15 protein-coding genes are annotated in these 15,535 nt (G+C 33.5%); 9 read left to right on the top strand and 6 right to left on the bottom strand.

Translation table 11 applies throughout. From position 1 onward, the window contains the following. Positions 1–40: 40 nt before the first annotated feature. Both BK137_RS06745 and BK137_RS06750 read left to right on the top strand, forming a co-directional pair. Entirely contained in the window at positions 41–382 is a 342-nt protein-coding gene (locus BK137_RS06745; RefSeq protein ID WP_051448637.1) for a hypothetical protein, read from the top strand. 150 nt (positions 383–532) lie between these two features. Continuing rightward, entirely contained in the window at positions 533–820 is a 288-nt protein-coding gene (locus BK137_RS06750; protein ID WP_155981168.1) for a hypothetical protein, read from the top strand. 65 nt (positions 821–885) lie between these two features. Here BK137_RS06750 and BK137_RS06755 read toward each other — a convergent pair whose 3' ends face one another. The 5 genes from BK137_RS06755 to BK137_RS06775 all read right to left on the bottom strand — a co-directional run bounded on the left by BK137_RS06755 (position 886) and on the right by BK137_RS06775 (position 6,525). Next, positions 886–1,797, bottom strand: coding sequence for an ABC transporter ATP-binding protein (locus BK137_RS06755; protein ID WP_038182158.1), 912 nt, complete (start codon positions 1,795–1,797; stop codon positions 886–888). Further along, on the bottom strand, positions 1,772–2,845 hold the full coding sequence (locus tag BK137_RS06760) for an ABC transporter ATP-binding protein (RefSeq protein WP_038182155.1): 1,074 nt from the start codon (positions 2,843–2,845) through the stop codon (positions 1,772–1,774). Before BK137_RS06760 ends, BK137_RS06755 begins: the two co-directional genes overlap by 26 nt. 14 nt (positions 2,846–2,859) lie before the next feature. Then, the gene (locus BK137_RS06765) at positions 2,860–3,804 is read right to left on the bottom strand and encodes an ABC transporter permease (protein ID WP_038182153.1); all 945 of its coding nucleotides are present in this window, start codon (positions 3,802–3,804) and stop codon (positions 2,860–2,862) included. Then, a complete protein-coding gene (locus BK137_RS06770) occupies positions 3,804–4,733 on the bottom strand; it encodes an ABC transporter permease (RefSeq protein ID WP_038182149.1) in 930 nt (309 codons plus the stop codon). The genes BK137_RS06765 and BK137_RS06770 overlap by 1 nt, the downstream gene beginning before the upstream one ends. A 133-nt stretch (positions 4,734–4,866) precedes the next feature. Further along, positions 4,867–6,525, bottom strand: coding sequence for a peptide ABC transporter substrate-binding protein (locus tag BK137_RS06775; protein WP_038182146.1), 1,659 nt, complete (start codon positions 6,523–6,525; stop codon positions 4,867–4,869). An 888-nt stretch (positions 6,526–7,413) separates the two neighbouring features. On the opposite strand from BK137_RS06775, the gene BK137_RS06780 reads away from it, so the two are divergent. From BK137_RS06780 to BK137_RS06800, 5 genes are all read left to right on the top strand, one after another. Further along, the gene (locus tag BK137_RS06780) at positions 7,414–7,656 is read left to right on the top strand and encodes a hypothetical protein (RefSeq protein ID WP_038182143.1); all 243 of its coding nucleotides are present in this window, start codon (positions 7,414–7,416) and stop codon (positions 7,654–7,656) included. A 340-nt stretch (positions 7,657–7,996) separates the two neighbouring features. Further along, on the top strand, positions 7,997–9,682 hold the full coding sequence (locus BK137_RS06785; RefSeq protein ID WP_038182141.1) for a methyl-accepting chemotaxis protein: 1,686 nt from the start codon (positions 7,997–7,999) through the stop codon (positions 9,680–9,682). 229 nt (positions 9,683–9,911) lie between these two features. After that, complete coding sequence (locus BK137_RS06790; protein WP_038182139.1) at positions 9,912–11,615, top strand: methyl-accepting chemotaxis protein; 1,704 nt, start codon at positions 9,912–9,914, stop codon at positions 11,613–11,615. A gap of 66 nt (positions 11,616–11,681) precedes the next feature. Continuing rightward, on the top strand, positions 11,682–12,098 hold the full coding sequence (locus BK137_RS06795) for a hypothetical protein (protein ID WP_038182137.1): 417 nt from the start codon (positions 11,682–11,684) through the stop codon (positions 12,096–12,098). 27 nt (positions 12,099–12,125) lie between these two features. After that, complete coding sequence (locus BK137_RS06800) at positions 12,126–12,497, top strand: MerR family transcriptional regulator (protein ID WP_038182134.1); 372 nt, start codon at positions 12,126–12,128, stop codon at positions 12,495–12,497. A gap of 21 nt (positions 12,498–12,518) precedes the next feature. Here the strand turns inward: BK137_RS06800 and BK137_RS06805 are convergent, their stop codons facing one another. Then, the gene (locus BK137_RS06805; RefSeq protein WP_038182131.1) at positions 12,519–12,740 is read right to left on the bottom strand and encodes a hypothetical protein; all 222 of its coding nucleotides are present in this window, start codon (positions 12,738–12,740) and stop codon (positions 12,519–12,521) included. Between the two features lie 130 nt (positions 12,741–12,870). Between BK137_RS06805 and BK137_RS06810 the strand changes: the two genes are divergently transcribed. Both BK137_RS06810 and BK137_RS06820 read left to right on the top strand, forming a co-directional pair. Further along, complete coding sequence (locus BK137_RS06810; RefSeq protein WP_038182128.1) at positions 12,871–13,689, top strand: Cof-type HAD-IIB family hydrolase; 819 nt, start codon at positions 12,871–12,873, stop codon at positions 13,687–13,689. Positions 13,690–14,555: 866 nt separating this feature from the next. Further along, positions 14,556–15,368: a hypothetical protein gene (locus BK137_RS06820; RefSeq protein WP_038182123.1), complete on the top strand. Its 813-nt coding sequence runs from the start codon at positions 14,556–14,558 to the stop codon at positions 15,366–15,368. The last annotated feature ends 167 nt before the right edge of the window (positions 15,369–15,535 follow it).

Here is a 15,535-nt window from a genome sequence, read left to right on the forward strand (position 1 = left end):
TGAAAAACATGTAAAATAACTATTTATAGGGGGAGTACATATGATAGGTTATGAATTACATGAGGACAAATTAATGAAAGTAATTCATGTTGTTGTTAATGATAAAATGACATTAGAACAGGCTAGAAAATTTGCTGAAGATTATAAAAGTCTAACGAAATCAATCGATACAAGATCATATGTCTTAGATATTGATTGTACTGCTATGAAAGTTGTAACACCAGATCTCATTGATAACCTTAGTGAAACTTTGAAAATGTATAAACAACCTGGTTTTCACAAAGTGATTATGAAAGTAAGGCATAATAATATATTAAAAATGCAATTAACACGTCTTTCTCGTGAGGCAGAATTAACCAATGTTGAAATAATAAATGTATAAATTATATAAAAATTCACTTATGAACTAGAATAATGGGGTCTCATCAGACTAGCTGTCATGTCCTTTTTAAAAACGAAAAATATTTTAATATTAAGTGGATTAACTATCCTATATATAATGGATTATTTATCACAAATAGAGATATTTTCAGTGATTCCGAGAAGAACTGTTCTAATATTTATTGTAATATTTCTATTAATTTCCTTTTTGCCAATTAAGCGTAAAGAATCAAATGCTTTAAATGAATTTAAGTGGGAAGCTTTCTTAATTGGATATATTGTCCTGACAATGATAATACTGCAATTGCTCGGAGGACAATCAGTAACTGGTATTAGCTTTGAGAATTGGTTTGTGTGGCTTGTATTACTTATATCTGTTTGGGAATTACGCTTAAAATGGCGTAAAGTGAAGCAGGAATCTGCGGTGAAAGAAAACTAATTCTATAGCTTCTTACATAATGAAAAACCACCGTTCACATAATGAGCGGTGGTTTTGTCCTATTATTAAGTATTTTGCCATTTCTTTACGGAAGCAGCAGTACCATAAACGAAATGCATATCAGCAACTTCATATAAAGAAGCGCTTTCATCTAGTTCTTCGTGTACATAAGGAATTCGTGTACGTTTTGATTCAGATATTGGATCTGGTAACGGAATAGCTGAAAGCAAGGATTTCGTATATGGATGGACAGGCGAATGATAAATATCATCTGCTAAACCAATCTCAACGATTTTCCCGCGATACATAACAGCAATTCGGTCACTTATATATTTCACCATAGAAAGATCATGAGCAATGAATAAATAAGTTAAATTTAGCTCTTTTTGTAGCTGTTTTAATAAGTTTACAACTTGTGCTTGAATCGATACATCAAGAGCAGAAATGGGTTCATCTGCAATGATAAAGCTAGGATTTAAACTCAGCGCACGAGCGATACCAATACGTTGTCGTTGTCCACCGGAAAATTCATGTGCATAGCGGTTTGCATGTTCTTTGTTTAAGCCAACAGCTTCTAGTAAGGATTCTACTTTTTCGAGGCGTTCTTTTTTGTTTTTGTATAGACCGTGAATATCAAAGGCTTCACTAATTATTTCTCCAGCTTTCATTCTTGGATTCAGTGAAGCATAGGGATCCTGGAAAATCATTTGCATTTGGCGGTTAAATTGCTTCATCTCATTTGCTGATTTACTACTATGAACATCTTTTCCATTAAAGATAATTTCTCCATCCGTTATATCATATAGGCGAATAATAGAGCGACCAGTCGTAGATTTACCACAGCCAGATTCTCCTACTAAGCCAAGAGTTTCACCTTCATAAATGTCGAAGCTAATACCATCAACAGCTTTTACTGGCTCTTTTGAAGAACCGAAATATTGAGTTAAGTTTTTAATTTCTAATAGTTTTTTCGCCATTTAGCATATTCTCCTTTCCTAAATATCCTTCAATTCGTTTAGCTACAGCTTCAGGAATTGGAATTTTAGGTGCATCTGGATGCAATAGCCATGTTTTAGCAAAATGAGTTTCGCTTACTTGGAACATAGGCGGTTCTTTTTCATAATCAATTGCTAAAGCAAATTCATTGCGAGCTGCAAATGCATCTCCTTTAGGAGGCTGGGTTAAATCAGGTGGTGAACCTGGAATAGTTCGTAATAATTCATCTGAATTACTATCTATATCTGGCATAGAACCGAGTAATCCCCATGTGTATGGGTGCTTAGGATTATAGAAAATTTCATTTACTGTACCATATTCAACAATTTGTCCAGCATACATAACTGCCACTCGATCAGCGACATTAGCAACAACGCCTAAATCATGTGTTATGAAGATAATCGATGTATTACTAGTCTTTTGGATATCCTTCATAAGCTCTAATATTTGTGCTTGAATAGTTACGTCAAGAGCAGTTGTTGGTTCGTCAGCAATTAATAGTTTAGGCTCAGCTGCTAAAGCAATAGCAATTACAACACGTTGTCGCATACCACCAGAAAATTCGTGTGGGTACTGTTTATAGCGTTTTTCAGGCATTGGGATTCCTACTTGATCTAATAGTTTAATAGCGCGTTTTTTTGCTTCAGACGCTGAGACATTCTTATGTTTTAAAATTACTTCAGTAATTTGTCTACCGACACGCATAGTTGGATTCAATGATGTCATAGGGTCCTGGAAAATCATAGAGATCTCATTGCCTCTTACTTTAGACATTTCTTTATCTGAAAGGGGGATTAAATCACGACCATTAAAGATGATTTCACCAGACTCATAAATACCAGGAGGTTCTGGAATCAGCTTCATCAAGGCATTACTTGTAACACTTTTACCCGAGCCAGATTCGCCTACAATGGCAAGTGTTTCTCCGGCTTTTAATTCAAAATTTACACCTCGGACAGCTTGTACGAAACCCGCAAACGTTTTAAAATGGATTCTTAAGTCTTTTACTTGTAAAATTGGTTCACTCATTCTTTTCAACCTCCTTATTTACGTAATTTTGGATCTAGTGCATCCCGCAATCCATCGCCAACTGCATTAAATGCAAAAATAGTTAAAGAAATCATAAGCGCAGGGAAGATTAGTCTCCAAGGCGCATTTGTAATAGCGTTGTTTCCTTCAGAAGCCATTGTACCCCAACTTGCTAATGGTGCTGATACACCAAGACCAAGATAACTTAAGAAAGCTTCTGTGAAAATAGCCATTGGAATAGTTAGTGTCATTGTGACTAAAATAGCACCTAATGCATTTGGAATTAAATGTTTGATGATTAAATGTTTCGTATTAGCTCCAAGTGTTCGTGCAGCTAAGACATATTCTTGATTTTTGATGGATAGTACTTCACCACGAACTATACGAGCCATATTAATCCACCCAGTGACAGAAAGTGCGATAATCATAGGTAACAAACCATCTCCAAGAGCTCCATTTCCTAAAACTACTGATAAAACGATTACAACAAGTAAATAGGGAACTGCTGTTAAAACATCTGCAATACGCATCATAATATTATCTACACGTTCCCCAGCTAGACCTGAAATACTGCCCCATACTACCCCAATAACTAAATCAATAATAGCAGCAGTAATACCAATGAACAAAGAAATTCTTGCACCTTCCCAAACACGAACAAATACATCTCGTCCTAAATCATCTGTACCAAACCAATTGGCTGCTGATGGAGCCTTATTGTATAATCCAAGTTGTTCACTATAAGTATACTGTGAAAATATAGGTGCAAAAATAGCCATTAATAAAATAGCCATAAGTGCTATTAAACCGAAAATAGCTAATTTATTGTGAGCAAATCGAATGATAACCTCTTTCCAAAAAGACACAGATTTCTTTGCTAGCTTTTCAGTTTCTTCATGTCTTCCTCCTACAATTTCAAACATTTCTTTTTCGATTTTTTCTAATTGTTGTTGTGACATTATTTTTTCGCCCCTCTCAGCTTAATACGTGGATCGATAATACCGTATAAAATATCTACGATAAATACCGCAAGTAAAAGGATGATAGAGTAGAACACGGTAGTACCCATAATAACTGTGTAATCACGATTCGAAATACTTGTAACGAAGTGCTTACCAAGTCCTGGTATCGCAAAAATTTGTTCTACAATAAAACTTCCCGTCACAACACCAGCTGTTAAAGGTCCAATATATGTAACGACAGGTAACAGGGCATTACGTAATGTATGTCGGAAAACAATTGTCCATTTGCCAATTCCTTTTGCCCGTGCCATTTTGACATAATCACTATTATTTTGCTCAAGCATACTGGATCGTGTAAGTTTAGCAATAAAACCCATATGTGTCATAGCAATAGCAAATGCAGGTAAAATACTATAGATAAATCCTTTCCAACCACTTATTGGGAACCATCCTAGTTTTAAAGCTACGAAATACTGCAATAAACCAGCCAATACAAAAGAGGGGATTGATATTCCTACGACAGCAATTGTAGTAGCTAAATAATCGGGAAAGCGATTGTGATAAAGCGCTGAAATGACACCTAAAAGTATGCCTAGTCCCACAGCAAGTAGCATGGCTTCAATACCCAGAGTTAAAGAAATAGGGAAACCCTCAGAAATCATATCATTTGTAGAACGCATTTTATATTTCATCGATTCACCAAAGTCGAACGAAGCTGAATCGATAAGATAATCTTTATATTGGATATACCAAGGATTGTCTAACCCATATTTTGCATTTAACTGTTTCTCGATTTGAGGTGGAAAACTACGCTCACTTGCAAATGGACTTCCTGGTGCCAATCTCATTAAGAAGAATGTGGCAGAAATAATGACAAAAAGCGCAAGCAAAATGTACATTAGTCTTTTTAAAATGTATTTAATCACATGAAACTCCTCCTTTTTTTCTTAGAGTTTAGTTTAAAAAAAGCTGTCTCATAAGCCGAATAAACGACTATGAGGCAGCTCTTTGCTGTTGATAGAATATCTAACAGTTTATCCAGCGTGTACTGCGTGCGTACTATTCAGTAATATCTGCTCTTTTAAGCTGGATATTACCGATTGGGTCAGGTTCCATACCTGTTACAGAATCCTTTTTAACAAAAAGGCTAGTGTAGTAGTAGATAGGTGCAACTGGTAGTTCACCCATTGCAATTCCTTCAGCTTCTTTTAAAATTTCTAGACGCTTTGCAGGGTCTTTTTCAGAGACTGATTTCTTCATCAACTCTTTGTACTTTGGATTTTCCCAGCCAGTATCATTGTTGCCATTATCAGCAGTAGAGTACATTTCTAGGAATGTGTAAGGATCTCTATAGTCAGCGATCCAACCCATACGACCTACTTCATAATCTAGGTTAGTTAACTTATCTAAAAATACTTGCCACTCAGAGTTATCAATTTTCACTTTGATACCTAAGTTTTTCTTCCAACCTTCTTGGATAAACTGTGCAATCGCATTATGTGCTTCACTTGTATTAATTGAAATGCCAATTTCAATGTCAGATGCTTTTTTAATGCCAAGCTCTTTCATACCAGCTTCAAGTGCAGCTTTTGCACCTTCAATATCATTGTCTTTAATATAACCGCGGTCTTCTTCAAAACCAGCAATAGCAGAAGGAACCATTCCTAACGCTGGTGTTTGTTCACCTTTTACTACATTTGTAATTAACTCTTGACGATTAATAGCTAATGTCAAAGCTTTACGAATATTAGCATTCTTCGTGAATTTACCTTTATTGTTTAATTTGTACCAATATACACCAGCCATTGGTTGAATATTTAATTGGTTGCTCTTTTTGAATTCATCAATTGAATCCAGTGCTACGGTTTGGAAAGGAGAACCTAGATAATCAATTTCACCAGCTTTAAACTTACTAACCGCTGTAGGTTCTTTCTCTACCATGCCAATATTTACTTCGTCTAATTTAACATTGGCAACATCCCAATAATCAGCATTTTTTTCTAATTTTAGAGAGGCATCATGTTGCCATTCAGCTAATTTGAATGGACCATTTGTAACGTAGTTTTCACCAGCATCTGCGTACCATTCTTTGTTTGCTTCAGCAACCTTTTTGTTAATAGGCATATATGTTTGGAATGCTGTTAACTCAAGGAAGTAAGGTGTAGGATTTGCTAAAGTAACTTCCAATGTTTTATCATCTACAACTTTAATAGCAATGTCATCAGCAGATCCTTTACCAGTATTAAATTCTTCAGCACCTTTAATAGGGTAAAGTTGAGATGCATACTCAGATGTATTAGCTGGATCTAAAGCCCATTTCCAAGCGTATTCAAAATCACCTGCAACAACAGAATCACCATTTGTCCATTTAGCATCACGTAATTTAAACGTGTAAGTCAATTGGTCATCACTAATTTGTATATCTTCAGCCAATGCTTTTTCATATTTTGCATCTTTATCAAGTCTAGTTAAACCTTCAAAAAGACTTAATAAAATATTCCCAGAAGTTGTATCAGTAGCCAACTGCGGATTCATTGCAGGTGGTTCAGAAGCAATTACTAAATTTAGTGCTTTTTTCTTTTCTTGCACTTCACTTCCAGTACCTTTATCACCTTCATCTTCTTCTTTAGCTGTTTCTCCCCCAAAATTACATGCAGCTAAGATCAATGAAATGATTGCTAAAAGAGTGAACAATAAATACTTTTTCTTTTTAGCCATTTAAATCCCCCTTATCTAAAATAATAAGCCCTTGTGAAAAGCTTAATTTCAATATAACAAAAAAAGATTTCCATAGAAACAAATAAAATCCATTAATATATTTTATTAGGAAAATAACTTTTTAATAGTAATATTGGTAGATTTAGCGCGCTGAATTATAAAAGTGTGTTCATGGTATTTTTATGATATAAAAAATAGATATTTTAAATATTTGAAAGAAAATTGATAACATGAATATTTATTATGTTATCAATATAATAAAAAATATAATTTCAGAATATTAAAAATAGTTCGAAATAACTACGTCTTTAATTACTGAAAATTCTCTCTATTTCTCTCTATTTCTACATTAATATACTTTTTCCGTAAACTACTTACCGCTTTAATTATATGATTCAAAGTATTCTCTTATGAATAAATGTATTATTTTAAGATTTAACTCCATCTTTTAATTTGTTATTATTGAAAGGAGAGTTCGTCACCTATTTTGGTTAATAAAAAATCTATTCTAATTATTAAGGATCTGTATATGAAAATGATGTAATTGTATGTGCGATTTAAATATAACTAACATATACATTTCTATATTGAAGATGATAAGTTTGTCCAAGTTCCTACACCGTAATTATTTTAGCAGTAGGGGTCGTCAATTTTTTGGTTTCTTGTATCGAGCAGTTATATTGAACAATGAGTTAACATCAAAATTAATTGTTTTCATGATTGCTAGTGTTCTTTTGATATTGTTTTGTCTAAAAGAGATTCAAAATGTAAGAAATTATATTGAAGGAACTACAAAATAGGGCAACAACCAAAAGGGTCCATTGCGTATTTTAAACGCAATGGACCGTTAATTTTAAATGGGAAATTGAATGAGGAGGTGTTGTGAAAATGAATAATCATAAAGTAATGATCGTTGATTTTGCACATAATGGGCCTCAAACGTGCTTTGTAAAATTTTCTGGTTACGATGATGAATTGAAAAGGGAATTTACAGGGATGGTACGTTTTGTAGGGGAATTACCATATGGAGATGTAATTCATCCAGCAAAAAGTGAGCTTTCAAATAGCTGTAGAGAGTTTCTGAAAAATTATTTAATACAACGATTTAATCTAGGACAATTTGATGAATAAAAATGATGCTTATAAAAATAGCTATTATATATGAAGAGATTTTTAAATTTAATATGTATAGTTCTTGTAATAAGAAAACAGATTATTACTATGGAAATAATATAGAAACAATTACCAATGCAAAATTTAACTTATTTATAATTCAAAAGATTTAGTACTGATCCTCCTAGTTAGTAAAAAAATTTAGTAATATGGACAAATGTTGGTTCAATTGAATCAGTAATTATGACTATTCATAATGCTATAGTTATGTTGGTGATATACAACGATTCGACAGTTTTAGTCGAGTTTTTGTAGATTAATATGTTCACTTAATTTTGGGATGCGAGGGGTTAGGCAAATGTCTATTCAAAAGAAAATTAGTTTAGGCTTTATTACGATGATTGTCATGCTGTTAGTAATTTTAGTATTTAACTATAATCGTTTATCAGCAGTTGAAGATGCTTTCGATGAAGTAACGAAAGATCGTTTTGAAAAAATCCAATTAGCGAATGATATTCAATTCAATCTTGCTGCGCAAGGTTTGTATTTACGTTCTTATTTAATAGAAGGTAATGATACAGAAAAAAGGAATTTACAAATTTATCAGCAAAAGCTTAATCAATCATTAACTGATTTAAATAGTAAAGAAATGTCGGAAAAAATGCATTCTTATATGTCTGACATCAAATCAAACAAAGACAAATTTGATAATTCTGCAGATTTGGTCATTTCAGAATATGAAAAAGGCAATAAAGACGTTGCTTATAAAGAATTGAAAGAAGTTGGTTCGGTAGCAAATGGAAAGATTCTAGAATCTGCTATTGAAATTATGGACTTTCAGAAAAAAGAATTAGATGAGGCAAATGAAGGTGTTCATAAAGTAGCAGAACAAGCTATGCGTCTAGCGAGTATCATCTCTTTACTTAGCATAATTCTAGCAATTTTCTTCATCATATTCATTAAGAAAACAGTTGTTAATCCTTTAATGGCAATTGTAAAAGGTTCTAATTTAATTGCTACTGGAGATTTAACACATTCGGATTTTGAAGTTAAGACTAAAGATGAAGTCGGTCAATTAGCAGTATCCTTCAATCAAATGAAGCGCTATCTAAAAGAATTGATTACTAGTATATCGGATAATACAAGTCAATTAAGTGCAGCAATTGAAGAGCTATCTGCAAGTACAACTGAAGTTTCACAATCTGCTGAAGGTGTGTCGAATAGCGTTGAGAAAACTTCTAAAGGATCTGTCGATTCCGTTGAAATAGCGAAGGATAGCGCCATTGCAATGCAAGAAACAGCAATCGGAGTAAGCCGAATTGCTGAAGCTTCACAATTGTTATTTGATCATGCAGTTGATACTACGAAAATTGCAAGTGAAGGTACAAAGATATTAGAAGTTGCCAAACAACAAATGCATGTTATTTCCAATTCGACAAATGAAACAAATGAGTTAATACAAAAACTGACTGCACAAACACTTGAGATTCAAAAAATGACAAAAGTAATTACCGATATTACAGATCAAACAAATTTACTAGCATTGAACGCTGCAATCGAAGCGGCACGTGCAGGGGAGCATGGTAAAGGATTTGCTGTGGTAGCAGAAGAAGTACGTAAGCTAGCTGAAGGATCTAAAGGGTCGGCATCACAAATTGTTCATTTGACGCAAACAATCCAAAATGATACAAAAACTGTTGCTTCTTCAATAGAAGAAGGACTAAAAAATGTCAGCCAAGGTGTTTACGTGTTGGATAATGCGAACGAATCATTTGGACAGATTGTAAACTCTGTATCTCAAATGACAACGCAGCTTGAAGATATAACGGCAACTTCCGAGCAATTATCTGCAGGTACTGAAGAAGTAACTGCCTCTGTAGAAGAAATTGCGACAAATGCCGAAATAGCTGCAATGCAATCTGCAAATATTTCAGGTGCTGTAGAAGAACAAACTGCAACATTGCAAGAAATAAACAGTGTTGTACAAGAACTAAGTCAGCAAGCAGTAGAATTACAAACTTTAACTCAACGATTTAAAGTATAAGATAGTAGTTACTATTAAACACCTATCTCTTTGCTTAATAGCTAGAGAGATAGGTGTTTTATTATTGTCAAAATTATTTGTAAAAACCTACTATGATTTAATGCCTACTTACTATAATATATATAATTATCTAATAATTAGGATTTTTATGAAGTTAATTAAGACCTTTATCATGTATTAAGCTCTAAAAAATAAAATTGAATAACATGATATGACAGGAGAGGTTTTTTTGAACAAACTAAAGCATATTAAAATCGGTATGAAATTCAATGTGTTACAAGTTTTCGTTATTTTGTTTTTATGTATTCTGATCACCATTGTAGCAAAATGGGAGATTGAAAAGTCCCTGATGGAAACGTTTGAAGAGCGAGCAATGGAGGCATCTACTTTAGGGGAGACTATAGTAAATGACCGGTTTATAGGCGATTGGACTATTAAAGATGGAGAATTGTATAAAGGAGAGCATAATTTTACGAATGATACTACTTTAGTCGATGAAATAGGCAAAACGGTAAGTGGTGCGGTCACGATATTCAATGGCGATACACGTATTGCCACAAATGTACAAGTAGATGGTCAGCGTTCTATTGGTACAAAAGCATCTGAAACTGTTGTTGATCAGGTTCTTAAGAATGGGAGCACCTATGTAGGGGTTGCAGATGTAGTTGGTACTCCCTATGTAACGGTTTATCAACCTTTAAAAGATGCCTCGGGTAAAGTGATTGGTATGTGGTTTATAGGTGAACCTATTACGAAAATTAATGAAATCACCATGAGTTTAGTGATGAAAATAGTATTGGCATTGTTAGTTGGAGGCACAATTGCGATTCTTGGTAGTATTTTTTTAACTCGAGCACTTGTGAGACCTATTAAACAAATTAATCGCCAGTTAAAAGAAATCGCAGAAGGTGAAGGTGATCTTACACAAGAACTTATTGTCAAGACGGAAGATGAAACAGGTGAATTAGCACATTCCTTCAATCAAATGCTTGCTAGTTTGCGTAAAATGATGAAGCAAGTGGCTGATTCATCGGTACATGTGGCAGCAGCTTCTGAGGAACTAACAGCTAATGCTGAACAAACAACTGAAGCGACAAGTCAAATTGCACAATCGATTCATGATATTGCAGAAGGTGCTGAAATGCAAGAGAATGGGGCTAATATTAGTTTCCAGTCAATAGATACCGTTCGTAATAATCTACAGAAAGTTGTAGACCAATCTACAACAGTTACACAAGTAGCTAAAGAAACAAGTCAAGAAGCATTAAATGGAAATGATACTTTACAAAAAGTAATTCATCAAATGAATGTCATAAATGATGCTACTTCAAATGCTAGTCAATCTATAGACGAATTGGGCAAGCAATCAAATGAAATCGGTAACATTGTAGCAGTTATTACTGCTATCTCTGAACAAACGAATTTACTTGCTTTGAATGCTGCAATTGAAGCGGCAAGAGCGGGAGAGCATGGTAAGGGATTTGCTGTAGTAGCAGATGAAGTGAGAAAATTAGCTGAACAGTCCAAAGTATCGGCATCGCAAATTTCTGACCTGATATTACAAACACAAAAAGGAACTGAAAAGGCTGTAAAAGCAATTGAACTTGGAACTAAAGAAACAGCCTCTGGTATGCTAGTCGTCGAAGAAACTAAACAAGGCTTTGAGAAAATCCTTCAATCGGTGGACCAAGTGACAGTGAGAATTCAAGAAGTTAACCTAATTGCGAAGAATATGTATGATGCTGTTAATAAAGTATATACATCAGTAGAAGATAATTTGAGCATTGCAAAAAACTCATCTAGTACAACGCAATTAGTTGCCTCTGCATCAGAGGAACAACTTGCTACAATGGAAGAAATCACATCTTCAGCAGAAACGATGTCTAAAATGTCAGAAGAACTACAGCTTTTAGTGAGTCAATTTAAGTATTAGTTTTCTCTACCCTCTACTTTTAGTAGAGGGTTTTACTGTAATATGGAAGAAAGGGGGTGATAAATATTGCAAACAGGAATTTTCATTAGCATTAAACCGCCATACTGCAAACTGATAAAGTCTCAAGAAAAGGTTAATGAGTTTCGATCGAAAATCCCGAAGTTACCAGTGAATCATTTCTGGATTTATGAGTCTGCACCTAGTTCATCTTTAAAATATTGCGCCATAGTCGGTACACCGGTTCATTTTCCGGATAAAGTAAAAGAGGTTGGCTACGGTGATCAATCCTTTAATGAGGGGAACTCAAAATATACATATGCCTATCCCATTTTACAATTATATGAGTTAACTGAGGCTATTCCACTTAAAATATTAAAAGAAATGTACCAGTTTTCACCACCACAAGGTTTTGCGTATTGTGGAAGATATCCAAAATTAGATATTTATTTGAAAAATCATGCACAATGGCGTGAGGTTTTTTAACTGTACTATAAAAAGGAGACGATTGAGATGAAAAATATAGAATATGATAAAAAAGTGAATCCGATCATTAAACCGTTGTACTTTCTTGGTATTTGTATAGTAATTGGAGGATGTATGGCTGGTGAAAAAACTACTGGTAATTCTAATGAGCAAAGAATTATTGTAGAGAATGATGATAGTGGTTTTGTACAATCAACTTACGGTCCACTTTTAAATGAAGAGGAAGTTATAGAATACTTGGGTATTGATGGACCAACTTTATATACTTTAACAAGTAATGATGGAAGTGATTACAAAGGTCTACCTTACCTACAAGTAGATGAGATAAAATATTATCCTAAAGAAAGATTGGATAAATGGCTAAAGGATTTAGGTTCTTTAACGATTATCGGAAATTAAAAAGCTAGCATTTGCTAGCTTTTAATCATTTTCAACTTCCCTAGTTTTTGATTTTAATCTGAATGCCTTTATTAAATAAAAGGCAAAAGTGATACATGCAATCATAAGTATTAAGAATACAATAGCAAGGGGATAAGATTCATTGGCGTATTTCCCCAATGCTTGATTGCCGAATAGTATTATTAATACGACGACAATGGTAATGCAAAATGGATTTAACATATTTGGAACAATTTTAGACATGATATAATGGAGCTCCTTTAACTAATCAATCATATAACTCAATATTATCATACTGAAGGTTGTTCTAATATTGAAAACCTATTTAAGTCAATTCACTATTAATAGCAAAAATGGAATAGAGGGAAAAGAAATGCGTATTCAATTAATAGCTTTAGATATGGATGGTACTACTTTAACGCCATCATTACAGTTAACAGAAACAACGATTGAAGCCATAAAAAACACAGTGGACAGCAATGTAGAAGTTGCTATTTGTACAGGAAGAACGCTTGATGAGTTAAAGGATGTATTCATGGATTTACCTTTTGTCAAATATGCAATCACCGGGAATGGCTCAGCAGTATGGAATTTGGCTAAGCAACAAAAAATATACGAAGATACATTAACGCTTGAACAAACGCTACAAATTATGCAATTGCTTAAGCCAATAGATTTACGTATAGAAGCATTCGCGGATGGTAAAGCCTATATAAGTCAACATTGTTATGATCGGCCAATAGAATACGGCGCAGGTGACTTTGCTGACTTTATAATCAAAACGCGCACACCTGTACCGAATATTCATGATTTTATCACTGAACGAAAATTACCAATCGACAAATTTAATCTGTTTTTTAAAAATGTTGAGGAACGGGCTGCAATGTGGGATCAACTAGAGGAGCTTGGCTACAACATTACAACATCGTTTCTGCAAAATGTTGAGGTGAACTCGAGTACGGCTAATAAGGGCAATGCATTGAGGGAGTTAAGTAATTCATTGAATGTGACGTATGAAAACGTCATGGCTATTGGAGATGCCATGAATGATTTGACGATGCTAGAATTTGCTGGTCTACCAATTGCAATGGGCAATGCCATTCCAGCTGTTAAAGAAATAGCTCAACATATTACAGATACTAACAGCAATGAAGGGGTTGCTAAAGCCATAGAGAAATTCATATTGAAATAATAAAACGCACTCAATGTAAATAATTGAGTGCGTTTTTGTTTAACTAGAGCCAGTATATATATTTTGGTATAATAATAAAAAAGTGTATTTTAAGGAGAATTATATGTATTTAACGTTATACATAATAATGGCATTATATCTAGCTTTATCGCCTATTTAGCGCTAGGAGATGTAGCTATAATAATCTTTTTTGGTATCATAATAGGCGTTTTGATTAGAGGACTATTTGTACTTATTGAAGTGAACAATAGACTGAAGAAGCATGATTTTAAGTTAGATAAGGATAAGACTGCTATAGAGAAATATATTGAAGAAAGAGATTTGAATACATAGTAATAAAAAAGTAGTTTGAACATTGATGAAGATTTCATAAGCATATAACGCTATTAGAAATGTGTAATAATCAGGGGAATTTAGAACCTTATTATAAGTTAATGATGATAAAGACGAGGTGATTATTTTATTGGGCAAAACACAACAACTACTTAAGACTTACTGGAGAAAAATAATAGCTATTGTTTTCTTTTTTGTATGTATGTTTTTATTACAGTCAATAAATAATGAAGATACAAAAATGATTACAAACATGATGTCAGCTTTACTTTTGACTTGTCTTTTTGTATTTATTAGATGGTTAATGAATGATAACAAAAATAAAAAATAGTTTATCTTGGTTATCACATGTTTTGTCCCTTATGCTATAAGTTTTATTAGCTCTATATAATAGATGATTTGATTCAAATTTTAATTTCATTATAAATAAAATATGCTAAAATAAATGGTTTAAAGAACTATAAAAAGAGGCAATATAAATCAAATAATTGAATTATATTAAAGTAAAGAAGTCATTTCATTGGAGGTTTAGTATGGAGATTTATTCACTTAGTGGTCCAAGTGGAACAGGTAAAAGCACTGCAGCGCTTGAGTTTGCGCATACACATCAAATCGATGCTATTATAGATGATGGGCTACTGATCGTGAATGGTGAAAAGGTAGCAGGGTTATCTGCGAAATTTGAGAAATCTCCTTTTAAAGCTGTGAAACGTGCAATTTTCACGGATGAAGAGCATTTACAGGATGTTCAAGAGGCAATTGACCAACATCAACCAAAGAAAATATTGCTTATTGGTACTTCTAATAAAATGACGATACAAATTGCAAAGAGACTTGGATATGGAGATATAGATCATTTTTACTATATAAGTGATTTACGTTCCTCAGGTGAGATGAAGCTTGCGCAGTTTATACGTAAAACAGAAGGTAAGCATATTATGCCGATTCCATTGAAGCAGGTAGAACAAAATTTCTTTAAACGCTTTATTCAAAAGGGTGTGGAAATTTTCACACCAAAGCGTGAAAAAATAGGTGAAACAACGATAGTTCAACCAGATTTTCATGATGAAACAATCACTATTCAAAAAAAAGCGTTTACAGATATGGTGAAAATTACTTGCGATCTGAATTCTAATATTGAGAAGTCCAGTAAAATACAATATCAGCAATTACCATTGCCATCTGTACATATAACAGTAGCTTTGAAAGGTCCAATAGATTACTCTATACCAGATGCTATGATGGCTTTGCAAAAAGATATCGCACAACAATTTGATACTCATTTCGACCTGGAATTAGCAGAAATACGAATAACAGTAAATCAGATACAAATGATTGGGAGTTAATTACCTATTACGGTCTTTAATAAGGAAATCGTAAAAAAACAATTAACTAAATACATACAATGTGAGGTTTACAAATAATGATCTACAAAATATTAAGTATTATAGGCACTTTATTAGTTGCAAGTTTAGTATTTGCAGTAATTGATGCGGCAATAAGCATATGGTTG

It is taken from the genome of Viridibacillus arenosi, assembly GCF_001955655.1.
GTDB lineage: Bacteria > Bacillota > Bacilli > Bacillales_A > Planococcaceae > Viridibacillus > Viridibacillus arenosi.

Excerpts from the sequence above, each read along its gene's own strand:
- BK137_RS06745 (WP_051448637.1), top strand. The coding sequence starts at position 41 with ATGATAGGTTATGAATTACATGAGGACAAATTAATGAAAGTAATTCAT.
- BK137_RS06755 (WP_038182158.1), bottom strand. The coding sequence starts at position 1,797 with ATGGCGAAAAAACTATTAGAAATTAAAAACTTAACTCAATATTTCGGT.
- BK137_RS06760 (WP_038182155.1), bottom strand. The coding sequence starts at position 2,845 with ATGAGTGAACCAATTTTACAAGTAAAAGACTTAAGAATCCATTTTAAA.
- BK137_RS06765 (WP_038182153.1), bottom strand. The coding sequence starts at position 3,804 with ATGTCACAACAACAATTAGAAAAAATCGAAAAAGAAATGTTTGAAATT.
- BK137_RS06775 (WP_038182146.1), bottom strand. The coding sequence starts at position 6,525 with ATGGCTAAAAAGAAAAAGTATTTATTGTTCACTCTTTTAGCAATCATT.
- BK137_RS06780 (WP_038182143.1), top strand. The coding sequence starts at position 7,414 with ATGAATAATCATAAAGTAATGATCGTTGATTTTGCACATAATGGGCCT.
- BK137_RS06785 (WP_038182141.1), top strand. The coding sequence starts at position 7,997 with ATGTCTATTCAAAAGAAAATTAGTTTAGGCTTTATTACGATGATTGTC.
- BK137_RS06800 (WP_038182134.1), top strand. The coding sequence starts at position 12,126 with ATGAAAAATATAGAATATGATAAAAAAGTGAATCCGATCATTAAACCG.
- BK137_RS06805 (WP_038182131.1), bottom strand. The coding sequence starts at position 12,740 with ATGTCTAAAATTGTTCCAAATATGTTAAATCCATTTTGCATTACCATT.
- BK137_RS06810 (WP_038182128.1), top strand. The coding sequence starts at position 12,871 with ATGCGTATTCAATTAATAGCTTTAGATATGGATGGTACTACTTTAACG.
- BK137_RS06820 (WP_038182123.1), top strand. The coding sequence starts at position 14,556 with ATGGAGATTTATTCACTTAGTGGTCCAAGTGGAACAGGTAAAAGCACT.